General features: G+C 55.7%; 21 protein-coding genes and 1 pseudogene. 7 read left to right on the forward strand and 15 right to left on the reverse strand.

What is annotated here, in order from left to right:
• The 11 genes and pseudogenes from GHN86_RS03575 to GHN86_RS03625 all read right to left on the reverse strand — a co-directional run.
• A pseudogene (locus tag GHN86_RS03575) lies at positions 1-743 on the reverse strand (type VI secretion protein VasK); the annotation flags it as partial.
• The gene (locus GHN86_RS03580; RefSeq protein ID WP_153381607.1) at positions 730-1746 is read right to left on the reverse strand and encodes a hypothetical protein; all 1017 of its coding nucleotides are present in this window, start codon (positions 1744-1746) and stop codon (positions 730-732) included. The pseudogene GHN86_RS03575 and the gene GHN86_RS03580, both read right to left, overlap by 14 nt.
• A 107-nt stretch (positions 1747-1853) precedes the next feature.
• Positions 1854-2117, reverse strand: coding sequence for a PAAR domain-containing protein (locus GHN86_RS03585; protein ID WP_153381535.1), 264 nt, complete (start codon positions 2115-2117; stop codon positions 1854-1856).
• Entirely contained in the window at positions 2114-4459 is a 2346-nt protein-coding gene (locus GHN86_RS03590) for a T6SS phospholipase effector Tle1-like catalytic domain-containing protein (RefSeq protein WP_153381537.1), read from the reverse strand. Before GHN86_RS03590 ends, GHN86_RS03585 begins: the two co-directional genes overlap by 4 nt.
• A complete protein-coding gene (locus GHN86_RS03595; RefSeq protein WP_153381539.1) occupies positions 4447-5016 on the reverse strand; it encodes a DUF3304 domain-containing protein in 570 nt (189 codons plus the stop codon). The genes GHN86_RS03590 and GHN86_RS03595 overlap by 13 nt, the downstream gene beginning before the upstream one ends.
• Positions 5004-5573, reverse strand: coding sequence for a DUF3304 domain-containing protein (locus GHN86_RS03600; protein ID WP_153386134.1), 570 nt, complete (start codon positions 5571-5573; stop codon positions 5004-5006). The genes GHN86_RS03595 and GHN86_RS03600 overlap by 13 nt, the downstream gene beginning before the upstream one ends.
• Positions 5561-6130: a DUF3304 domain-containing protein gene (locus GHN86_RS03605; protein ID WP_153381541.1), complete on the reverse strand. Its 570-nt coding sequence runs from the start codon at positions 6128-6130 to the stop codon at positions 5561-5563. The genes GHN86_RS03600 and GHN86_RS03605 overlap by 13 nt, the downstream gene beginning before the upstream one ends.
• A complete protein-coding gene (locus tag GHN86_RS03610; RefSeq protein ID WP_153381543.1) occupies positions 6118-6633 on the reverse strand; it encodes a DUF3304 domain-containing protein in 516 nt (171 codons plus the stop codon). Before GHN86_RS03610 ends, GHN86_RS03605 begins: the two co-directional genes overlap by 13 nt.
• Positions 6634-6705: 72 nt before the next feature.
• Positions 6706-7203: a YceK/YidQ family lipoprotein gene (locus GHN86_RS03615; RefSeq protein ID WP_153381545.1), complete on the reverse strand. Its 498-nt coding sequence runs from the start codon at positions 7201-7203 to the stop codon at positions 6706-6708.
• Positions 7200-7955 carry a DUF4123 domain-containing protein gene (locus GHN86_RS03620; protein ID WP_153386135.1) on the reverse strand — a complete coding sequence of 252 codons (756 nt, stop codon included), beginning with the start codon at positions 7953-7955 and terminating at the stop codon, positions 7200-7202. Before GHN86_RS03620 ends, GHN86_RS03615 begins: the two co-directional genes overlap by 4 nt.
• A 9-nt stretch (positions 7956-7964) precedes the next feature.
• On the reverse strand, positions 7965-10355 hold the full coding sequence (locus GHN86_RS03625; protein ID WP_153386138.1) for a type VI secretion system Vgr family protein: 2391 nt from the start codon (positions 10353-10355) through the stop codon (positions 7965-7967).
• Positions 10356-10852: 497 nt separating this feature from the next.
• Here GHN86_RS03625 and GHN86_RS03630 point away from each other — a divergent pair, with 497 nt between their 5' ends.
• The 7 genes from GHN86_RS03630 to GHN86_RS03660 all read left to right on the forward strand — a co-directional run bounded on the left by GHN86_RS03630 (position 10853) and on the right by GHN86_RS03660 (position 20178).
• A complete protein-coding gene (locus GHN86_RS03630) occupies positions 10853-11449 on the forward strand; it encodes a superoxide dismutase (RefSeq protein WP_153381551.1) in 597 nt (198 codons plus the stop codon).
• A 254-nt stretch (positions 11450-11703) separates the two neighbouring features.
• On the forward strand, positions 11704-13755 hold the full coding sequence (locus GHN86_RS03635; RefSeq protein ID WP_153381553.1) for a putative bifunctional diguanylate cyclase/phosphodiesterase: 2052 nt from the start codon (positions 11704-11706) through the stop codon (positions 13753-13755).
• A gap of 160 nt (positions 13756-13915) precedes the next feature.
• A complete protein-coding gene (locus GHN86_RS03640) occupies positions 13916-15262 on the forward strand; it encodes an imelysin family protein (RefSeq protein WP_153381557.1) in 1347 nt (448 codons plus the stop codon).
• A 250-nt stretch (positions 15263-15512) separates the two neighbouring features.
• Positions 15513-15773, forward strand: a complete 261-nt coding sequence (locus GHN86_RS23585) for a hypothetical protein (RefSeq protein ID WP_228384984.1) — start codon at positions 15513-15515, stop codon at positions 15771-15773.
• 774 nt (positions 15774-16547) lie between these two features.
• Positions 16548-17975: a di-heme oxidoredictase family protein gene (locus GHN86_RS03650; RefSeq protein ID WP_153381559.1), complete on the forward strand. Its 1428-nt coding sequence runs from the start codon at positions 16548-16550 to the stop codon at positions 17973-17975.
• A gap of 27 nt (positions 17976-18002) precedes the next feature.
• Entirely contained in the window at positions 18003-19067 is a 1065-nt protein-coding gene (locus GHN86_RS03655; protein ID WP_153381561.1) for an imelysin family protein, read from the forward strand.
• Positions 19068-19080: 13 nt separating this feature from the next.
• A complete protein-coding gene (locus GHN86_RS03660) occupies positions 19081-20178 on the forward strand; it encodes a DUF1513 domain-containing protein (protein ID WP_153381563.1) in 1098 nt (365 codons plus the stop codon).
• Positions 20179-20245: 67 nt separating this feature from the next.
• Here GHN86_RS03660 and GHN86_RS03665 read toward each other — a convergent pair whose 3' ends face one another.
• The 4 genes from GHN86_RS03665 to colR form a co-directional block, all read right to left on the reverse strand.
• A complete protein-coding gene (locus GHN86_RS03665; protein WP_153386140.1) occupies positions 20246-20470 on the reverse strand; it encodes a hypothetical protein in 225 nt (74 codons plus the stop codon).
• Positions 20470-21186 (reverse strand): lipopolysaccharide kinase InaA family protein, encoded by a 717-nt coding sequence (locus GHN86_RS03670; RefSeq protein WP_153381567.1) that lies wholly within the window; start codon positions 21184-21186, stop codon positions 20470-20472. Before GHN86_RS03670 ends, GHN86_RS03665 begins: the two co-directional genes overlap by 1 nt.
• 292 nt (positions 21187-21478) lie before the next feature.
• On the reverse strand, positions 21479-22756 hold the full coding sequence (locus GHN86_RS03675; RefSeq protein WP_153381569.1) for a sensor histidine kinase: 1278 nt from the start codon (positions 22754-22756) through the stop codon (positions 21479-21481).
• Entirely contained in the window at positions 22746-23429 is a 684-nt protein-coding gene (colR, locus tag GHN86_RS03680; RefSeq protein ID WP_060690978.1) for a two-component system response regulator ColR, read from the reverse strand. The genes GHN86_RS03675 and colR overlap by 11 nt, the downstream gene beginning before the upstream one ends.
• Positions 23430-23627: the final 198 nt, after the last annotated feature.

The following is a 23627-nucleotide window of genomic DNA, read 5'->3' on the forward strand; positions in this document are numbered from 1 at the left end:
GCCGGCAACAGACAACCGACTGGCTGGGCAGCACGTTTGGGCTGCGGCCATTCACTGTCGCAGACTTGCCAAAGGTGAAGCGGCAACTGCCAGTGCAGTTCGCGGGCCAACTCTTGCAGGCAGCGGACGCCTGCGCTCATCAAGGTGGCATCGACACTTTGGGGTTTGCTCAACGCCCAGACCACCCCGTCCAGCCCACGCCAATGGCTCAAACCTTTCCATTCTGTGAGCAACGCCCCATCGCCCCGCACACTGCCGCCCCACAGCAACACCGTGTCCTGCCCTTCCAGCCAGAGCTGATCCCTCAAACCGGGGGCGATGGCGTCGACCTCGGCGGGCTCGCCCACGACGAGCAGCAGGCGGATTTTGCGACGCCAGAACAGGCCGTAGTCGTCGCGCAGGTGTTCGCGCAGCGCTCTTACGATTGATCCGTCTCGCGCCGAAGATACCGGACTCAAGGGCGAGATCGGCGCTTGGGCATCCGGCCCCACAACACGCGACGCCTGGCGAACCGCCAGATGATCCCATGCCAGCAGAATGACCGGGCATAACCAGCAGAGCGCAAACCACACCCCCAGCCCCCACAGCACCAACTGCTTATGCGCAATCTTCGGCCAGCCCAAATAATCGCCGCACAGGCTATACAACAAGCCACCCAGCAACACCACCAGCGTCATGATCAGCAGGTAGCCCAACCCCACGCGCACCAACGAACCTTTACCCACGTCCTTAACTGTTGCCATGAGGCACCGCCACTCCAATCGCCAATCGTTTGTTTGCATCCTGACTCAGCCAACCACAGGGCTGGCTGGCCTCTCCCGCTTGCAGCAAGGCCAGTGACATGCCGATAAACGGCGCCAAGTCCGCCAACACGCCCCATTGCCCGGCCAGTTGATGTTCCACCGCCGACCACCCTCCCTCCACAAACGCTGCCTGGCTGGTTTTATCCAACGCCAGGCAGGTGCTCGGCGGCGCTTGCAGTCCGGCGTAACGCTGCAACTGCGCGCAGAGTTCGGCAGGCGATTCGCCCGCCTGGTACTCGCCCCGGTGTACTAACTGCCGACCCGTTCGGCTGACCCGCCAAAGAAAGCCCGCTTCACCGGGCAGCTCGTTATCGTCGGTGCGCTCCACCGACACCACGCCGGCGCACAACAGCCAGTCGTTCTCGCCGCGACAATCGCGGTGGAAGGTATCAATCAAGTCGTCCAGATCTTTCAGGTTGTGCAAGGGCAAACGGGGCTCGGGCAACACCACGCCCTTGCGGGTCAGCACGCCCACAAAAGCAGCTTGGCTGCTCTCATCCCCCACCCAGGCAATCGCACGCAGATGCGGCCAGCACTCGGCCACCCCTGGCCGCTCCAGGGTCAAGCGCGCCAAGTGCCGAGCCAAGGCCGGGGTGCGCTCGGTGATATCACTGAGCGATAAGGCGCAGCGCAGCATGGGCTGCGTGGCACCCGACGGCGTCGCGGGCTTAGGCAGGGCCGCGCCCGTCATCAGCCGTTGATAATTGGCTTGCTCGTCGCCCTTGGGGCCCAGCAACACCACATCCTGTACGGGCAACCCCAAAGAGCGGTGTTGCCACCAACGCTGCACGCCCGCCTCTACCGTGCGCAGGTACACCCTGCGGTTGAACAGCGCGATCTGCCACACCAACACACGTACCGCCAAAATCAGCGCCCAGCACAGCACCAGCACGGCACTCCAGAGCCACCCATCCAGACGCGGCTGCTCCTTGGGCCACAGCATCCACAAGGCTGCCGACTGCAACCCGAACAGTAAGGTCAGCCCTAGCCACCAACGTCGCCAGCGGGGTGGGCCGGGTTCAGTAAACTCGGGATAGTGAGGAGGACGGTTCATGGCGCAACCGACATCGAAGTCGTCGCCAGGGTGCTGACCAACTCACAACCGCACGCGCAACGGTGCCCGTCCAGCGCCACCGGCTTGCCGTCTATGGTTGAACCGCTAGCGCCTTCAATAATGTGCGTCATGCCATGCAGGTTGCAGCGGGCTTGATCATCGACACAGGCGACCGGTTTACCGAAAGCCTCGTAGTGCCCTGTCAGCACCTCGCCGCCGAAGGGACGCAAGGGGTCGCCTACACGTATCAGAGGCTTCATGGGGCCACCCCCTTCACCTGCTCGACCAGACTGCCCGTTTGGCGCAGCATTGCATTGGTCTGCTCGATGCGTCGCATGGCGTCATCCCACGTAATCTGGCGCTTTTGCTCGGCCGCGACCTGACCAATATGGCGGGTCGGTTGCAGGCTTTTCTCAGCCCCCGGCAGAAACGGCAGCGTCAGGCCTGTGGCCTTATCGAACACCTTATAGCCGATGCTCGCCGCACCGAGCCCCCCCGCAAACCCGCTCAACCCACCCAAGGCGCCACCGCGCTTGATGCCATACACCGTGGCCCCGGCGATCATCGCCACGCCCACAATGCGACCGGCCACGACCACTGGCGACAATTCGCGGCTGTTGTCATTGCCGAAATAGGTCATGCGGTAAAAAAAGTAACCCGCCCACATCTCCCGGGTTTCCAGCGTGTCGTACATGAACCAGGCCCGCGAGTCGTGTACCTGGTCATCGAACAACGCCACCAACAGGGCCATGTCCGGATCAGCGCTGGGCGTGCCATGAGCGTCACGAAACAATTGTTCACTGCGCCGTTTGCCCAAGGCACTGAGGGTCGCGTGGTCCTGGCGCTCATCATCTTCATTGAGCAGGTAGACCGCATCTCGCAACATCACATCCAAAAACGTACCCGCTACGCTGGTCTGCTCGCGCTTGCGCCCCGTGTAATCGAACTTGAACTCTGCGGCCGCCTGGCTGAGTTGGGTCTGGTCGATTTGAGGCTCATAAATGGGTGGGCCGGGGTGCTGAGGGTTACTTATGCGTGCTTTTACAGCGTCGGCCTTTAAGGCCTCGTAGGCCTTCTTCGCTTCGCTATCTTTATACGCGGTGAACTCAGTGGCCTCGGTGAAGAACGGCTGACGCGTGTAGCTGTCTTTATTATCGTTCTCATCATTGGCATAGCGGCCAATGCGCCAACCGGTCATCCAGCCCAATTGATCCGCCAGCGCATCTTCTACGGTGGTGCTCAGCCGGATGGGTTCGTACTCCCAGGCATGGCCGTTCATGGGCTCAGCGGTGTCGATAACCTGCAGTGTTTTGGTGCGCCAGGCGTTGAAGCGTTCGATGACTAAAGGGCTAACGTTGAACTCCATTACCGTATCGCGCCCCATGCTTCGCCATTTCGCCTGCGACAACAGATTTTTTGGCAGCACTGCTTCCAACACTTGCAGTGGGGCTCCTGCTAAAAAGGCGGCGGCATAGAGATCATGCAGAACGATCTGCGACACCAATTCCTTAGTGCCACCCCGGGCCTTGCCCTGATCATTTTTTGGGTAGCCGCCACCTACATCGGAGTGCACACCGGGGTACACCACTTCGTAGGTGTCGGCGGGGTATTGCCCGTCTTCGTTACGGATCGAATCCAGCGGGAAGCACGAGCGCTGTTCAAAACCCGCGACAAAATGTCGGCAACACTTCACAAACCTCGGGAAGCGCTGCGCGTCCGGCAATAACTGGGTGTCATCGGCCCAGTCCATGTGCCCTGCGAAGAACGGGGCCGCATGGGCGATGCCCACCGAGGCAACCGTGTCCAGCACCCCCAGAAACTCGACACTCACGGGTAGCCCAATCAGAGATTGAGCGGGCCGCTCGGCCCCCTCTGGGGTGTCGAACAACTCGCTTAGCCAAGTGACAAAGGTGCGAGCCTCGGCAGCCCCCCGGGAGAACCCGTACACAAACAGCTTGACCCCCAGCACACGCGGCCGGGCCCGCTCTGTCGAGCGTTTAAGCGGGTTAAGCAGGCCCTCCATGACGGCCCGGCGCTTGCGAGTACCGAAAGCAATCATCAGCGGCGCCGTCAAGGTGCTCATGGCCTCGACCTTGGTTTTGGCGACTGGGTCATCAATTCCGCTTGCAGTCAGTGCAAATGACAGGGCACTGGCTACCTGAACCAGCGCCCAGTTAATGCGATCCTCACCGCCCGTGGCAAATTGGAGTCCTTCTTTGCTGTAGTCCAGCTCACCAATTTCGGGAAATGCAGTGCCGACACCTGGCATGTAATACGAGAAATAGCCTTTAGCCTTCGCATCATTATCTTGAATCGACGCATGATAGAGTTTGGCGATATTACTGGGGTGATTCTTCTGGGTGTCATTACTATCGTTATTATTCGTCCCATCAAAAAACAAACTGATATGAAGACTATGACAGCAGTCGGAATGCCGCTTCTGCCCCCTGGCGTTGACCCCTTGGCGAAAAAGATCTTCCTCAGCTGTTTGTTTGTTGTAATTAGCAGTTACCGTAGCAACTTCCGTCGGCAAACGACCCGACAAGGGGAATACCGGAGGAGCCCACACATTAGCTATGGCGCTATTTTTCACTTCGGACATACAGCGGGCTCCTTCATTTGTCTAGGTTCTTTAATCGGATAATTGGGTGAGTGCGATGCCCAGCATGAACTCGTGAGTTTTATCTGGTTGCAGACCAAAAAATGTACTGTAAGGCCACATCTTCTTGTCCCAGGCCACTCCGGAATATCCAAGGTAGCGCTGTGACGTTGATAACTTGATTCCGCTTTAGCCATAGCAACATCAAATTCATTTGTTCCTAGGGGTGGCAATTTTGCAAAAGGATCAGGATCGACTTCCCATTCAATATGGGCTTTCAAGCCTGGGCGCCACTTGACCGGCATGATAATGCAGCATGAACTCCCGCCTCCTCCATGAACCCTGTAACCATTAACCGACAACCAATTGATACCGCCTAATGTGTGATTAACTGCTTGAATATTTCCGCCCGCCATTTCATTGTCCGCAGAAGAGCACCCGACCAACGCCAGACCTAATAAGCCCAACAAACTTCGGACCAAAAATTTTGTTGCCCTAGTTACGGAAAATAACGGAGGAGCCCACACCTTAGCTATGGAGTTATGTTTTACTTCGGACATACAGCGGGCTCCTTCATTTGCTTAGGTTCTTTAATCGGATTATTAGGTGAGCCATAACCCCAGCAAGAAGTTGTGACTTTAATCTTATTACTGGTCAGAAAATGCACCTTAAGGCCACAAGAATCAGTACCCTGCCACTCTGGAATATCCACTGTAGCGCTGTGGCGCTGAAAACTAGATTCCGCTTCAGCCATAGCAACCTTAAATTCCTTTGTTCCAAGAGGCGGCAATTTTGCAAACGGATCAGGATCGACTTCCCATTCAATATGGGCTTTCAAGCCTGGACGCCACTTGACCGGCAAGATAATGCAGCACGAACTCCCGCCTCCTCCATGAACCCTGTAACCATTAACCGACAACCAATTGATACCGCTTAAGGTGTGGTTAATGGCTTGAATATTCCCGCCCGCCATTTCATTGTCCGCAGAAGAGCACCCGATCAACGCCAGACCTAATATACCCAAAAAACTTCGGACCAAAAGTTTTGTTACCCTCGTTACGGGAAACAACGAAAGAGCCCACACTTTAGCTATAGAGTTATTTTTTACTTCGGACATACAGCAGGCTCCTTCATTTCCATAGGGTCTTTAACCGGATAATTGGGTGAGCGCGGTGCCCAGCATGAACTCGTGAGCTTAATCTGGTTGCAGACCAAAAAATGTACTGTAAGGCCACATCTTCTTGTCCCAGGCCACTCCGGAATATCCAAGGTAGCGCTGTGGCGTTGATAACTTGATTCCGCTTTAGCCATAGCAACATCAAATTCCTTTGTTCCAAGAGGCGGCAATTTTGCAAAAGGATCAGGATCAACTTCCCATTCAATATGGGCTTTCAAGCCTGGCCGCCATTTGACCGGCATGATAATGCAGCAGGAGCGCCCCCCTCCTCCATCAGCCCTGTACCCATTAACCGACAACCAATTGATACCGCCTAAGGTGTGATTAACTGCTTGAATATTCCCGCCCGCCATTTCATTGTCCGCAGAAGAGCACCCTACCAACGCCAGACCTAATAAACCCAACAAACTTCGGACCAAAAGTTTTGTTGCCCTCGTTACGGGAAATAACGGAGGAGCCCACACTTTAGCTATGGCGCTATTTTTTACTTCGGACATACAGCGGGTTCCTTCATTTCCATAGGGTCTTTAATGGGATAATTGGGTGAGCGCGGTGCCCAGCATGAACTTGTGAGTTTTATCTGGTTGCAGACCAATAAATGTACTGTAAGGCCACATCTTTTTGTCCCCGGCCACTCCGGAATATCCATTGTGGCGCTGTGGTGCTGATAATTGGCTTTATGCTTAACCATAAAAGCTCTGAATTCATCTGTTCCTAATGGCGGTGAAGAAGCAAAAGGATCAGGATCAACTTCCCATTCAATTTGGGCTTTCAAGCCTGGCCGCCATTTGACCGGCATGATAATGCAGCAGGAGCGCCCCCCTCCTCCATCAGCCCTGTACCCATTAACCGACAACCAATTAATAGCGCTCAAGGTGTGGTTAATGGCTTGTATATTCCCTCCCGCCATTTCATTGTCCGCAGAAGAGCACCCAAGCAGCATTAAGACCAGCACGCCACAAAACCCCTGCATCAGTGATGTTCTTATCATTAATCTCATGACTTTCAATGTCCTTGACTACAAGCGGCACACTAGAATTTCAAACACACAGTCAGATAAATAATGCCGCGATCACTCACCACTTCCACTCAAACAGAAACTCTTATCACGTCCCAACGGTTTGAGTTCCGCTTCATTGGGTCCGCTTTCAGCGAGGCAGTACTCATCCCGAAGATACTGATTGAACTCTTGCCTTGCGATAATCTTTTTTTCATGATCGCTGTACAACATCACCGTATCGAATACGAAATCTATCGGCATACTGGCCAGGATCACAAATGGGCACACGACGCTCAGATAACACAACATAGGACGGGGATCATAACTACCGGTCCCCTCCAACATCAGTAATCTCCAGTCATACTGAACGCCAACATAGTAATAAGCCGATTTATGATAAGTTCTCGAAGTGCCGTCTCGCTGAGCTATTGTTCCGCAGCCGGCAATAAGAGTTACCAAGCTAATTAATACGATTAAACAAAATCGCTTCAGCACGCCAACCTCTAGCAGGTACGGTTTTTTTATTTTGCGAAAAGACTGACTCTCCGATATTCCTTGTTTGAAGTTCACCGTTTTTGCCTCACGTATTCAGCCAAATCACCAAAGTAATTTTCCTGACTGGCTTGCAGCGCCCATGAATATAACGAGGTGAAACGCCGCTCCTGGCTCGTCTCCAGAGAATCAAAGTCGCCGCTATCCAGTAGCCGCTGTGCATCGCTGATACAGCCGATCACATCGCATTGCAGATCGCTGAGGACCAGCATTGGGCTAACGTCGCTACTTTGCTGTTGTGCCTGGCACGTACCCGGCAACCACTGCGGTTGATGGTCGCGGTCCAGCCAGCCCCAGTAGGTGGCAGTTTGCAGGTATTGATTGCGCTGGTCAGGGGTCAGAATGGAGCTCATCAGCGGCGCAAAGATGCGCGGGTCGTAATAGCGCAACAGGCCAGCCTGCCCTCCCCACTGCATGTGCGACAGGGCTTGCAGGGCAAGGCTCAAGTCTTCGAACGATAACGGTGAAATCACCACCAGCAGGCGCGCATCGGTGGCGCAGTAATTTATCAACTCTTCCAGCCAGGCCTGATGCTGCCAATGTGCCAAGTCCAGACGCATCAACAGAGGGGCCTGTTCCAGAAGGCTTTCCTCAGGCGTACCACTGAACAATGAGAACCATGCAATGGCTGGCCTCACGGCGTTTAACGCAGGGATTGCACAGGTGTCCCAGGCGGACTGGTCAAGCAGTAGGTCAATTTTCTGAGTGCCGAGGCTGGCACATACCTGTTCGATCTGCTCTTGCCATTGAATACAGGCTGTCATCTGCATTTCTCCCTATCAGCCTTCGCGTTTCAGTAAGCCGATGGCCTTTTCTCGCGCCCTTTGCAGGCACTCTTTACACACCGACTGCGGCAACGTCGGCAGTGGAAAACCCTGGCCGGCCATCGCTTCCCAGACGTGCTGCCCCCTGAGGGTGAGCTTGCTGGTGGAGTCGAGGTCGATGGCTCCTGCCTTGGTTATGCGGATGTAACCACCGCCGCACGCCAGAGTGACGCCGTTGAGGGCGGTCAGTTGCAGATGCCCCAGTACCGATTGCAGGGTGATGTCTTGTTGTGCGATCAGGTTCATCAGATCGCCATGGGATTCGATTTCCAGCGGGCCTTTGCCGGAGACCAGACGCATGCCTTCGCGCTGCGCCAGCAGTGAAATCGACTGGTTGGCATGCAGAGACATGCGTTGAGCGGCGGCCAGGTTGATTTCGTCGTTGCTTTGCACGTACAGCGCATCGCCGCTTTTGAGCAACAGGCTGGCGGGGGTTACCGCGCCAATACCTTGTGGGGCACTGAGCAAGATGGACGAGCCGTTCAGGTCTTTGGCGCTGTCCTGAAATTGCTGCAAGCCAGCGATGTCGGGCTGGAGGCTGTGGTGGGCCTGGGCGATTTCCTGGCCGTCGGCGATTTGTTGCACCGCGCCCTGAACCTGACTGGAGGCCGCTTGCATTGCCAGTACGTCGCCGGTGGCCTTGGTCTGCTCATCGGCACTGATAAACAGCCCTTTGCCCGCACGCAGCGCCCCCCAACCATCGGTGCGCAACTCGAAACCTTCCCCACGGTTTTGCTTGCGCGCATCTACGATGTGCCCAAGGTTGAGCTGGCTCTTGCCACTGTGCTCGGTGCTGAGTTTGATGTGCTCCTTGCCGCGGGTATCGTCCATGCGCAGTTTGTTGTTGGTCGGGGTGCGCAGCACGTTGCGCCGCTCGTTGCGCATGGTCACGTGGTCCGGGTGCTCACTGTCGTGCAGGGCATGGGCGATGTAGGGGCGATCCGGGTCGCCTTGCTCGAACGCCACTGCCACTTCGGTGCCCTGGACCAGCGGCAGGTGCAGGCCGTGGGTGTCACCGGCGTAAGGCCGCGCCAAACGCAGCCACATGCTTTCCTGGCCCGGCTTCCAGGTGTCGCGGTCGAACAGGAAGCTCACCCGATAGCGGCCTTCCTCGTCTAAGTCGGCGTAGAGATAGTTGGCATCCGGGCTGGTGACGCGGGCCGGGACGGTGCCGGCGATTTGCGGTTTGGCCAGCAGTGGTGGACGAAAGCACACGGTTTCTGAATAGGGAATAGCCTCGAAGGTGACTACTAAACTGCTATCACGGGCCGCGCGGGTGATGATGCGGGTGATCACCGCCCTTGGCGCAAAGGCCTGCGGCGCGCCGCCTGTGATCTTCAGAACTTGTGCGGGGGCCAAGGTTGCGCTGCTACTGATGCCGCTGAGTTGGGTCTGGCCATTGAGGTAGCGCTCGTGTCGCAAACGCGCATAGAAATAGCCGCTTTCGCTTTGCAGGTCTTCGTCCTGTGCCAGCGTATCGCCCCGCACGGTGTAGGGTTCGGCGTAGTGGTAAGCCTCGCCGTAGGTGCCTTTGGCGCCGCGGGTCTGGTCGACTTCGCCATCGAGCCAGGCCCTGGCGTCACGGTGGTGGTAGGCGCGGATGTTGATGTTTTTTTCCACCACCTGATGGCTCGATTGCAGTTGCCAGACGGCATCCTGCGCGCTGCTGCTCAGGCCGGATTGTGGGTAGTACGGCAGCTCAACATTGAACTGGTAGTTGCGCTGATCGTCATGAAACTCCACCACGTCGATGCGCAGCCGATCATCGCTGGTGAAGCGGTACCAGATGCCCACCTCGGCCAGCAGGCGGGCGATAAACGCCAGGTCGCTCTCGTCGTACTGCATGACCTGTTCGCGCCTGGGGTATTCGCGCTTCAGATCAAACAGAAAATCCTGGCCTCTGAAGTCGTGACGGCTGCGCAGGATGCTCTCGACGATCTCCGGCACCGATTGATGCTGGTAAATACGAAACTGTTTGCCTCGGCCGAGCAGGGCCAAACGCGGCTCAAGGGTGAGTTCGTAGCGGGCTTCGTCAACGGAGTCGGAAAGACGCTTGAAGCCGGTGATGACCCCGCGCACCGTGCGCAGCGGTTTGACTTCCGGCTTGGTGAAGCCCAAAAAAGGCACGGTTTGCGGCGCGGCGTGAAGGCTGAAACTGGCGTCCTGACCGAGCAGGCTGTCAGCGGCTAGGTCGCGCTCGGTGCTGGTGAATTCCACGCGGTAGGTGAAGGGCTGGCTCAGGCTTTCTTCGCCCTGAAAGACCAACACGTCCAATCGCGCAGCAACCCCGTGCACGTGCAGTGTGTGGCGGCGGTGGTCAAAGAAAGTGTTCGTAGATTGGGACATCTTGAGACTGCCATGTCGACGGGGTTATCCAGGAGTGCCGGCGCGCGCAGGAGGTCATGTAAGGCGAGACAAAACTGTCATTGCCAAAAGAAGGTTGCCTACAACACATGCCGCACTATTCGTTCGCGTGGACAATGCGCTATGTGCTTGTGTCGTTCTATGCCACACGACGAGTTTGGGATGTTTCTCAAAAAGTTACGGATGATTCCTACAAGACTTGTGCTACTTAATGCATTCAACGCCCAGACACTCCCCCTGAACCAAGGTTGGGCGAAAGATCAACGTCAAACGCTGGGGATTCACTCAAGAGCATGAAGCCGTTTTTTTAATCAACCCTGCTGAAACGTCTATCCCACACAGTTGTCGCGTGGTTATGCCGCGACCCCGGTGCTATGATCCTGCCCTGCGCCGCAAAGAGTAAAAACTCCCCGGCGCGTGTTTGGCCGCCCGTGATCGGCCTTGCGCTCATCGCAACTGACCTGATTAGGAGAATCATCATGGCTTTCGAATTGCCGCCGCTGCCGTACGCACACGATGCCCTGCAGCCGCACATCTCCAAAGAAACCCTGGAGTTTCACCACGACAAGCACCACAACACCTACGTCGTGAACCTGAACAACCTGGTGCCAGGCACCGAGTTCGAAGGCAAAACCCTGGAAGAGATCGTTAAAACCTCTTCGGGTGGCATTTTCAACAACGCCGCTCAGGTCTGGAACCACACCTTTTACTGGAACTGCATGACGCCAAACGGCGGCGGCGAGCCTACCGGCGCACTGGCTGATGCCATCAACGCTGCTTTCGGTTCGTTCGACAAGTTCAAGGAAGAGTTCAGCAAAACCTCCATCGGCACCTTCGGTTCCGGCTGGGGCTGGCTGGTCAAGAAAGCTGACGGCTCCCTGGCTCTGGCCAGCACCATTGGCGCCGGCAACCCGCTGACCAGCGGCGACACCCCGCTGCTGACTTGCGACGTTTGGGAACACGCCTACTACATCGACTACCGCAACGTACGTCCTAAATATGTAGAAGCGTTTTGGAACCTCGTTAACTGGAAGTTCGTGGCTGAGCAGTTCGAAGGCAAAACCTTCACCGCTTAAGCTTGATACCCAGTAAAAAACCCGGCTTGCCGGGTTTTTTTTTGCCTGCTCATAAGCGCTTTCCTCCCACACAGGCTAACCCACCAACAGCTATTCTTTTCCTAATGACGATAAATCACCCACTCACGCCCAGTTAACAATAAACCTGCACACTCGTCTTTGTGACTATCGTGAGATAGCTTCATCTAACACCCGCATCAATGCCCCTTCACACATGGCCACAGCAGTAACGGCAAGAAACAAGGAATTGCGCTTTGAGGCTGGAATTCAAGAACAGCTTGTCACTCAAGTTACTCCGGGTTGTGCTGCTTTCAGCATTGGCCGTAGGGGTCGTCATCAGTTGCGCGCAAATCGTGCTCAATACCTACGAAACGCGCCGGACCCTTGAGCACGACGCTCAGCGTGTGCTGGTGATGTTCCGCGACCCATCCACTCAAGCGCTCTATAACCTTGATCGCGATATGGCTCAGCAAGTCATCAACGGTCTCTTCCAGGATGACTCGGTAAGCCAAGCCTCAATAGGCAACCCCAACACCGGGCTACTTGCGCAAAAGTCCCGCCCCCTGAAGGACACGCCCTACCGTTGGCTCACCGATTACATCTTGGGTAAGGAGCGCACATTCACCATCCCGCTGAAAAGTAATTCGCAATACAACGAGTATTACGGTGACTTGAGCATCTCCCTCGATACCGCGATGTATGGCGAAGCGTTTCTGACAAATGCCGGGGTGGTCTTTATCTCCGGTGTTTTACGAGCTTTGCTGATGGGGTTGGTGCTGTATCTGGTGTACCACTGGCTATTGACCCGACCTCTCTCGAAAATCATCCAACACCTGACACGCGTCAACCCTGATCACCCCAGTGAGCAAGTCATGCCACTGCTCAAGGGCCATCAGCACAATGAATTAGGGGTATGGGTCAATACGATCAATCAATTATTGGCGTCTATTGAACGTAATACGCAGCTACGTCGAGAAGCTGAAAGCTCGCTGCTGCGCATGACTCAGCATGATTTTCTGACGGGGCTGCCCAACCGTCAGCAACTGCAAACTCTATTGAGCAGAACGCTGGCCGATGCAGGCCGTTCCCAGCGCCGTGTCGCAGTGTTGTGCGTCGGCATGGACGATTTCAAAGATATAAACGAGCAGTTCGGTTATCAGACTGGCGACCAGTTATTGCAGGTCATTACCGACCGATTGCAAGCCCATAATCAAACCGTCGGGGCACTGGCTCGCCTGGGCGGGGATCAGTTCGCGTTAGTTCAGCCACACATTGAACAGCCCTACGAAGCCGCCGAATTGGCGCAAAGTATTCTGGATACCTTCCTGACACCTTTCAGCGTGGGTCAACACGCCATTCGCTTGCGGGCAACCATCGGCATTACCCTGTTTCCCGAAGACAGCGACACGGCTGAACAATTGCTGCAAAAAGCCGAACAAACGATGACGCTGGCGAAAAGCCGTTCACGTGGCCGTTACCAGTTTTATATTGCCAGCGTGGATCGCCAAATGCGGCGCATGCGTGAGCTCGAACAAGACCTGCAAGAAGCTTTGGCTCACAACCAGCTCTATCTTGTTTACCAGCCGCAAATTCGATACAGCGACCACTGTGTTGTGGGCGTCGAAGCGTTATTACGATGGCAGCACCCCACGCACGGCATGATCGCGCCTGATCTCTTTATCCCGCTGGCGGAAAAAAACGCCAGCATTGTTGCCATCGGTGAGTGGGTTCTGGACCAGGCCTGTCGCCAACTGCGGGAATGGCATGATCTGGGCTTCAGTGAACTGCGCATAGCGGTCAATCTGTCGACAGTGCAGTTACACCATGCCGAATTGCCGCAGATGATCGATAGCCTGTTAAAGCGCCACCGTCTGGCGCCGCGCAGTCTGGAGCTGGAAGTCACCGAAACCAGCCTGATGGAAGACATCAACACGGCCCGTCAACACTTGCTCAGCCTGCGTCGCTCCGGGGCCATGATCGCCATTGATGACTTTGGCACTGGTTACTCCTCGTTGAGCTATCTCAAGAGCCTGCCGCTGGACAAAATCAAAATTGATAAAAGTTTTGTCCAGGACCTGATAGATGACGACGACGATGCCACTATCGTGCGGGCCATCATTCAGTTGGGTAAAAGCCTGGGCATGCAGGTGATTGCCGAGGGGGTCGAGACCCTCGAACAAGAAGCCTATGTGATCAAGGAAGGTTGCCATGAAGGTCAGGGCTACTTGTACAGTAAACCCCTGTCTGCGCGAGCCTTGAGCGCCTATTTGGTCCAGGAAGAGCGTGGGCGCACTCACATTCTGTAAATCCATATTTCAGGATTAGGGACAGAAACAACCTGAGACACTGTAAATAAGAAAGATTTCCAACACTAACCCTTTACACAAAATGCAAATCTTTCGCATCATGTCGCAGTTTTGCGTGCAGCCGCACGCTTGTCCCACCTCTCGAAGCAGGATTTTCGCCATGATTCGTATGCCCCTGGCCACCGCCAGTCTGCTGGCCATTGCTATCACACTCGCCGGATGTGGCGACAAGGACAAGGAAAAAACCGCAGCGGCACCTACGCCAGCAGCCGCCACCAGCGCTGCAACGCCAGCGACTGATGTGACCGCAGCCAAAGTCGATGAAGCCGCCGCCAAAGCCGTAGTCGCGCACTACGCCGACATGGTTCACGCCGTATACAGCGACGCAGAATCCACCGCGAAAAACCTGCAAACCGCGATTGACGCGTTCCTCGCCAAGCCGAACGATGAAACCCTGAAAGCCGCGCGTGAGGCGTGGGTTCAAGCCCGTGTACCTTACCTGCAGAGCGAAGTGTTCCGCTTTGGCAACACCATCATTGATGACTGGGAAGGCCAAGTGAACGCCTGGCCGCTGGACGAAGGCCTGATCGACTACGTTGACGCCAGCTACGCAGGCGCGCTGGGCAACCCCGGTGCCAACGCCAACATCATCGCCAACACTGAGATCCAGATCGGCGAAGACAAGGTCGACGTGACTGAAATCACGCCAGAAACACTGGCCAGCTTGAACGAATTGGGCGGTTCCGAAGCCAACGTTGCCACCGGCTACCACGCCATCGAGTTCCTGCTGTGGGGCCAGGACCTGAACGGCACCGGCCCGGGCGCGGGCAATCGTCCTGCCTCCGACTACCTTGAAGGCGAAGGCGCCACCGGCGGGCACAATGATCGCCGTCGCGCTTACCTCAAAGCCGTCACTCAACTGCTGGTCAACGACCTGAATGAAATGGTCGGAAACTGGGCGCCGAATGTGCCTGACAACTACCGCGCCAGCCTCGAAGCCGATACCCCGCAAAACGGCCTGCGCAAAATGCTGTTTGGCATGGGCAGCCTGTCGTTGGGCGAACTGGCTGGCGAGCGCATGAAAGTGTCGCTGGAAGCCAACTCCCCGGAAGACGAACAGGATTGCTTCAGCGACAACACCCACAACTCGCACTTCTACGACGCCAAAGGTATTCGTAACGTGTACCTGGGCGAATACGTGCGCGCTGACGGCACCAAAATGACCGGCCCAAGCCTGTCGTCTTTGGTAGTCGTTGTTGATCCAGCTGCAGACGCCACGTTGAAATCCGATCTGGCTGACACCGAAGCCAAGATTCAGGTCATGGTTGATCACGCCAACAAAGGCGAGCACTACGACCAGTTGATCGCAGCGGGCAACGAAGCGGGCAACCAAGTCGTTCGTGACGCCATTGCCGCACTGGTCAAACAGACCGGCGCGATCGAGCAGGCCGCTGGCAAACTCGGTATCAGTGACCTGAACCCGGATAATGCTGATCACGATTTCTGATCTGAAGTTTTAAGTCAGTAAACAAAAAGGCGGCCTCGAGCCGCTTTTTTTTGGGCTCTATCCATTAGGTGTAATCGCTATCGAGCAGCTATCTAAAGAAAAGAACTCGTAATTATATTTTAATAATTTTCGCCAAATTGACAGCCTATTAATAAATCACTAACGCTTTCACAACAATATACATATACCTCCACCTCATCACTCAAACTCGATCTAATTAACACCCAGCTATTTATTGAGTGAGAGCAACATGACTATAATTTACACCCCATTTCAAGCGAGCGGATCCCTCTTACTACCACCAAACCAAACAATGTCTCCAGGACAATATCTTATGTCTGAAAATGGGCGTTTCAGACTGGTACTACAAGCTGATGGAAATTTGGTGATTACTGAGGGAGCATCTACCATTTGGTCAGCAGATAGCAATCAAGCTTATAGCAAAACTTTGCAGCGTAAGAAAATGCGCGAACGTCTTCATTTCGTCATCAGCAATAGTGGTTTTCTCTAAGATCCATCCAGAAAACGTTTATGGATTGCTGAAAGCACTCACAGCACTGATAAGTCACTCTGGTTCAACGCGTGTATGGTTATACAAAACGATGGGAATTTAGTCATCTATGATCAACGTACTGGAAATTTATGCTGGGCTCGGTTTGGATTTATTCCAGGTCGCAAGCCAAAAAGAACATTCAGCGTGATAAATATATTGCCCAGTGGAATACCCATTCCTATATGGGAATTTTAATACACACAGACACCAAATTCGAAAAACCATATCTGGATAAATATTAATTTTTAAGCACTGCAGGAGGGTGCAAACAATCAAAACCGTACGGATCTGTCTGACACTTGTAAGCAAGTTCCGGACTGTATGTCTTAGGAAATAACCGAGCATTTACACATCCAGAAATCGCAACCAATATAAACACTGCTAAAATTATTTTCATGTTTACTCCGCTTTTTTAGAAAGCATAGAGTATTCGAAGAAAAATTTGTATATAGCTCATCTCTGATTAATCTGTAGGAAATACCTATTATATTTTCAAGCCATCCAAGATTTAACTCATGTGAGTCATCGACGAACGTTTTGCCAGTCAGTCAAGCTGATTGGCATTTTCAATCATGATCAGTTTGACCTCCAGACTACCCCCCCCTCACAAGCAAGCTGAATCTCATGAGCTTGCCTGCCACACGTCAAACCAAACGCTAATTCCTCTTATTTCAATTCACCTTCCCTGATAAACTTTGCGCCCTCGATTTTGCTCGCTGATCTGGACGCTTGATGCCTTCGCTGCCTCTTCGCCTGTCTCTGCTGCTGTTGGCCCTGGGCCTTGGCGGCTGTGATGATGCCCCGCGCTTCACCAAACCCGAGCCCGGCGAAGCCCGCTCAGGCGGTGCCGCGACTGTGCGCAAAAGCGATCAAAACGCGTTTTCCATGCCGTCCGCCAACCTTTCGCCTACGCGCCGTCTGGATTTCAGCGTCGGCAACAGCTTCTTTCGCAACCCTTGGGTAATAGCGCCCTCCACCACCACCGCACGTGATGGTCTTGGCCCGCTGTTCAATACCAATGCCTGCCAAAACTGCCATATCAAAGACGGACGCGGCCACCCGCCTGCACCGGACGCTATCAACTCCGTTTCAATGCTGGTGCGTCTGTCGATTCCCAACGACCCCGCCTACCGCGAATTGATCGAGAAAGCCGGGATTGTTCCCGAGCCGGTCTATGGCGGCCAGTTGCAGGATATGGCTGTGCCCGGTGTTGCCCCCGAGGGCAAGGTCCGGGTTGATTACACGCCTGTGCCGGTGCGCTTCAAAGACGGCACCGAAGTGCAGTTGCGCAAACCGACGCTGCAAATCACCCAACTGGGTTATGGCCCGATGCACCCCGACACCCGTTTCTCGGCGCGGATCGCCCCGCCAATGATTGGTCTGGGTTTGCTTGAGGCGATTCCCAACGAAGCGATTCTGGCCAATGCCGACCGGCAGAAAAACAACCGCGACGGTATTTCCGGGCGTCCGAACTGGGTGTGGGACGACGCACAGCAAAAAACTGTTTTAGGCCGTTTTGGCTGGAAAGCCGGGCAACCGAACCTCAATCAACAAAATGTTCACGCCTTTTCTGGTGATATGGGCCTGACCACTGGCCTGAGACCGTTTGATGATTGCACCCCGGCCCAAACTGACTGTCTGGCAGCACCCAACGGCAATGGCCCGCAGGGCGAGCCGGAAGTCAGCGACAATATTTTGCGCCTCGTCGAGTTCTACACCCGCAACCTCGGGGTGCCTGCACGACGGGATGTGGGCTCACCTCAAGTGCTGGCCGGTAAAAATCTGTTTTATCAGGCGGGCTGCGCGTCGTGCCATACGCCGACATTCACCACGTCGCCCAACGCAGCAGAACCGGAACTGGCCAATCAAGTCATTCATCCGTACAGCGATTTGTTATTGCACGACATGGGCCCCGGCCTTGCCGATGATCGCACCGAATTCGCCGCCTCGGGCAGCGACTGGCGAACCCCGCCGCTATGGGGGATAGGTTTGACGAAGACCGTCAGTGGTCACACTCAGTTTTTACACGATGGCCGTGCACGTAACCTGCTCGAAGCCGTGCTGTGGCACGGCGGCGAAGCTGAAGCGGCCAAGCAGCACGTATTGCAATTCAATGCCGAGCAGCGCGCTGCGTTGCTGGCGTTCCTGAATTCTCTTTAAACGCTTTACACGATCGGGGACTCCGACATGTTTCGACCCAAGCTGTTGTTTACCAGCCTTGCCGCTATCGCTTTGGCGGCCTGCTCGCCACAAGATCCGCAAGCCGTCACCTCGGCCGCTATCGCCAAGCAGGTGATTCTGCCCACGTACAGCCGCTGGGTTGAAGCTGACCGGCAACTGGCCGTCAGCGCGCTGGCGTATTGCGAAGGCAAGGAAACCCTCGAAACCGCACGGGCCGACTTCCTGCACGCGCAAAAAGCCTGGGCCGAGCTGCAACCTTTGCTGATCGGGCCATTGGCCGAGGGCAATCGTTCGTGGCAAGTGCAGTTCTGGCCGGACAAAAAGAATCTGGTCGGCCGTCAGGTGGAGCAACTGGTAATTGCCCAGCCGCAAATCGATGCCGCAGCACTGGCCAAGTCCAGCGTCGTGGTGCAAGGCTTGTCAGCCTACGAATACATTCTGTTCGACAGCAACATCGATCTGGCTGACGCGGCCCAAAAAGCCCGCTATTGCCCACTGCTGACCGCCATTGGCGAGCGTCAGAAACAACTGGCCGAAGAAATTCTGGCGAGCTGGAACAGCACCGACGGCATGCTCGCGCAGATGAGCAAGTTCCCGAACCAGCGCTATGCCGATTCCCACGAAGCCATTGCCGATTTGCTGCGCGTTCAGGTCACGGCACTGGACACCCTGAAAAAGAAACTCGGCACGCCGATGGGCCGCCAGAGCAAGGGCATCGCCCAACCGCTGCAGGCTGAGGCATGGCGCAGCCAGTCTTCATTGCAAAGTCTGGTAGCCAGCCTCTCGGCCGCTCAGACCGTTTGGGTCGGTGTCGACAATAAGGGCTTGCGCGGTTTGCTGCCGTCCGATCAAAAGCCTTTGGCCGACAAGATTGACGCTGCGTACGCTGCATCGCTCAAGCTGTTCAATGATAACCAGCGCACACTCAGCGAACTGCTGGCTGACGAGGCTGGCCGTGCCCAACTGGACGCGATCTACGACAGCCTGAACGTCGTCCACCGTCTGCATGAAGGTGAGCTGGCCAAAGCACTGGGCATCCAGCTGGGCTTTAACGCCAACGACGGCGACTGATGAAGAGGGTTCGATGATGCGCAGGCAAGCACTCAAGCTAGGCAGTTTACTGCTAAGCGCTGTCACCTTGGGTGGCTGGTCGCTGTTCCGGCAAAAAGGCCAGAGCCCATTACTGCTCAGTGCCCGTGACGATGTTGACGGCAATCACTTTGCCGTCGGCTATCGCCTGGACGGCACTCAAGTCTTCAGCACACAGGTCGGCCAGCGCTGCCATGACATCATTAACCACCCAACCTTGCCTATTGCGTTGTTTGTGGCGCGGCGCCCTGGCACCGAAAGCTACCTGATCAGCCTGGCTGACGGGCAACTGTTGCAAACAGTGAGCTCGCAGCCCAATCGTCATTTTTATGGTCACGCTGTGGTCCACAAGGATGGCGAGTGGCTGTACGCAACGGAAAACGACACCACGGATCCAGGTCGAGGTTTGCTCGGGGTTTACCGCTTTGAAGGCGAACGCCTGACCCATAGCGGCGAGATTTCGACTCACGGTGTTGGCCCGCATCAAGTGTCGTGGATGCCCGACGGTGAAACACTGGTGGTTGCCAATGGTGGAATTCGCACCGAGGCCGAAAGTCGCGTCGAGATGAATCTGAACGCGATGGAGCCCAGTCTGGTGCTGATGCAACGCGATGGCACCCTGCTGAGCAAAGAGACGCTGAGTCAACAAATGAACAGCGTGCGTCATTTGGGGATCGCCCATGACGGCACCATCGTCGCCTGTCAGCAATTTATGGGGGACGCTCAGACGTTATCGGAATTGTTGGCGATCAAACGGCCGGGCAAAGCGTTTGAGCCGTTTCCAGTGAAGGAAGAACAGCTCCGTGCCATGGGCCACTACACAGCCAGTGTGGCGGTGCACAGTGACTTACGGTTAGTCGCCTTGACGGCACCGCGGGGTAATCGTTTTTTTGTCTGGGACCTGGACAACAGCGATTTGCGCCTCGACGCCCCTCTACCCGACTGCGCAGGGGTAGCCGCGGTAAAAGATGGTTTTGTCGTCACATCCGGCCAGGGGCGTTGCCGTTTCTATGATTGCCGCCAAAGCACGCTGACTGCCAAGCCATTGGACTTGCCATCAGGGTTGTGGGACAACCACTTGCATGTGATGTGAAGGACCACTGTGGCTGCTGGCGATGACGTCGCAAAACGCTTCATCGCCAGCAACGATAACGCGGTGGCTAGCCCTGCCCTTTTAAGCCTTGGGCCATTCCAAACATAAACAGCAGCAGGTCATGATCCGGCTGTGCCGCCTCGGTGACTTTCATGACGCGCGGCAAAGGGCAATTAGCACTGTTAGGCCCGCTAATCACCTGCATCACTGGCTGTTCCCATGCGGCCAGGGCCACGGAGGCAACAGCCAGGGCCACCAGCAAAAACAAACCTCGTGCTATTTCTCTCTTCATCACCGTAAACCTTTGATGGCGCTACCAAACACCTTTTCATAAAAGTAGTTCAGTTTTTTCCAATCATCGGCATTCCACGACGAATGGCGCCGAAGCTGTTTCATATCGTGCGCCGCGGCCTTGTGCGCAGTGAGCCGCTGACGACACTTTTCAAGGTCAAGCAATGCAACTTCGACCACGGCGCTGTCGTCGGTCCCGGTAACCCGTACAAACACATGCTTGGCATACAGGCAGCTGTGCTGCCAACGTCCCAGATGCATGCGTGCAAGGTTGCGGGCTATGGTTTCCAGCACCCGGTCATGCACCGCTTCGCCATGCCGTTGGCGCTCACCGGCGGCGTACCAATTGTCTATTTCGATAAACCCGTCCAGGGCGGCGGTCACCAAGAGTGCACGCCATTGTTTGTCTGCACCTTGTTGGGCTGCGCAATAAACCAACTCGGGAACGCCAACCGACAGGTCAGACAGGGCCAGCAATGCATCGCGCTCACGTAATACCGTTGGGCGCCCCAGCGGGTAACGCCAGCTACGGTAGGTATGCCCGACCTGACGCTTGACGTACAGCAGGCGCCCACCGGGTTCGTGAATCCGTTGCACACCGCTCTCGCCGCCGCGCCGCTGATTCGGTTCCTCGACCCACTCGCCTTGCTGCTGCCAATAGAATTCAAAGCGATCTTCGGTCGCAGCCTCGGATGGCGATACTGAATCAGCGGTCATTGATTGCCTCTTGCTTAATACGTAAACCCGCGCGAACCAGCGTTGACGCTTTAGACCGTCATGATGTTTAGCCAAGTCTTCGTTCGCGTAGTGCGGGTCGTACTTTCAGAAAATTTAAGTTTGATTGTTGAGTTCACAATGACTCTCCTGAAGCGTCTAGCCACCACTTTAATCAGGAGAACGTGCTTAACAGGTCATTACAAAGTGAAAATTATGTGCCTTTGCCTGGCAAACCTTGCAGGGTTGTACAGAGCCCAAATACTGGCTATGGGCCACTTAGCTGTACGCATCTTTAGTCTTCAGGGTTCAACTCAACATGGAAACGGCAGCCGTTAGGCTCCATGGTCGTCAGCGTCACACGCCACCCCTGGCTGTCACAAATCCGTTGCACCAGCGAGAGCCCCAGTCCCAGGCCTTCGCCCCGTTTTTCGCTGCCACGGACAAAGGGCTGAAACATGGCCTGGCGTTTCTCTTCGGGAATGCCCACGCCGCTGTCTTCCACCACAAAACCCGTGGACTCCAGGCTCAAACGGATAAAACCGGTGTCGGTGTAGTGCAATGCATTACGCAGCAGGTTGCCCATCACGGCGTGTAGAAAGGTCGCGTTGTAACGCGTATCTGACGGGTTGCCTGGATCGTAAATGAGCTCCAGACCTTTGGCTTCGATAGGCCCCCGCCACAAACTGATCAGCCCTTCAGCCACAGTGGTCAGTGTCACCGTCGGCGAAATGTTGGCATCTTCGTGTTGCGCGCGAGCCAACATCAGGAAGGTTTGAACCAGTTCCCGCATTTCCTCACAGGCGCGTGAAATTCGCTCGACCTGTGCTCGACTGCGCTGATCCAACGAAGGGTTTTCAAGCAGTAGCTCGCAGGAACTGGCCAGCACCATCAGAGGCGTGCGCAGTTCATGACTGACATCACTGGTAAACAAACGCTCGCGTGTCAGGGTGTCACGCAGCCGCCCCAAGGTGGCGTCGAATGCCACGGCCAGTTCGCCGACTTCATCGGCGGCATAATCCGGCGCCAAAGGTGGCGCCAGGCCCAGCAACTGCTCGCGATGACGCACCTGTCGCGCCAGCCGCACCACTGGCGCCATCACCCGACGTGCCAACACCCAGCCGAGGAAGACCGCCAACGCGAGTGCCAGTACAAAGCCAACGACCACCACGGCAAATAGAACACGCTCACGCTCTTCAAAATCACTTTGATCTTGCAGCAATACGTAGCGGCGCCCGTCGACGACTTCAACCATCGCGTGGTACGACAGTTGATCACGAAAGACCTCATGAAACCCCGGATCGAGATGGCGCAGGTCTTTGGGCAGCGCAAAATCACCGCGCCCGCCGCTGTAATAAAACAGCTGATCGGGCTCCGGACGATGGTTCCAGTCAGCGACGTTATCCATCAGCAGCAAGCGCTGAAGGTCACCGCCCAAGCCAGCAGAAATGAGTTTTTCTTCGACCAGGTGAACCGTAGCAACAATGCCCATGGCGAACGTACCCGCCACCAGAGCGCTCATCAGCGCAAAAGCGATGATGATCCGCTGGGCAAGGCTTTGCTTAAACTCCATCACGGCTCTCGGCCAGGCGGTAGCCCACGCCATGCACGGTTTGCAGCAAGGGTTTGTCGAACGGCTTGTCGATCACTTGACGCAACTGGTGAACATGACTGCGCAGGCTGTCGCTGTCCGGGCAATCATCACCCCACAAGGCCTCTTCAAGGACCTCGCGGCGTAACACATGGGGGCTTTTCTGCATCAACACGGCCAGCAATTTAAGCCCGACAGGGTTGAGTTTGAGCAGGCGCCCTTCGCGGGTGACTTCAAGGGTGTCGAGGTCGTATTTCAAGTCACCCACTTGCAGTTCTCTTCGGCCGCCGCCTTGGGCACGACGCAAGACCGCTTCAATGCGTGCCGCCAGCTCTGAAAGGGCGAAAGGTTTAAGCAGGTAATCGTCCGCACCGGACTTGAAGCCTTGCAGGCGATCATCCAGTTGATCGCGGGCGGTCAGCATGATCACCGGCGTATCGCGGCGTGCATCTTCGCGCAGACGTTTACACAGGGTATAGCCGTCGATACCGGGCAACATGATGTCGAGCACGATCAGGTCGTAATGCTCGGTAGCCGCCAGATGCAAGCCTGACAGACCGTCCTGCGCGCAGTCCACGGTATACCCTTTAAGCCCCAGGTAGTCGGCCAGATTGGCGAGGATATCGCGGTTGTCTTCAACCAATAGAATTCGCATGGGCACTTCTCCGTACGCAGTTACCGCCATGTTGGCTCGCGCAGCTTAAGTCCTGGCACCGCACAGAGCCAGCGCTCTGGGGCATTTATGCGGTTTAGTTAGCTGTAGGGCGCTTATGACATTTTTTTTACCAACGGTTCACAACCCCCCTACAGTGGCGCCCGCACACTTACGCACCCCAGGGTTTAAGGAAAAACA

This window comes from Pseudomonas helleri (genome assembly GCF_009600315.1).
Taxonomy (GTDB): domain Bacteria; phylum Pseudomonadota; class Gammaproteobacteria; order Pseudomonadales; family Pseudomonadaceae; genus Aquipseudomonas; species Aquipseudomonas helleri_A.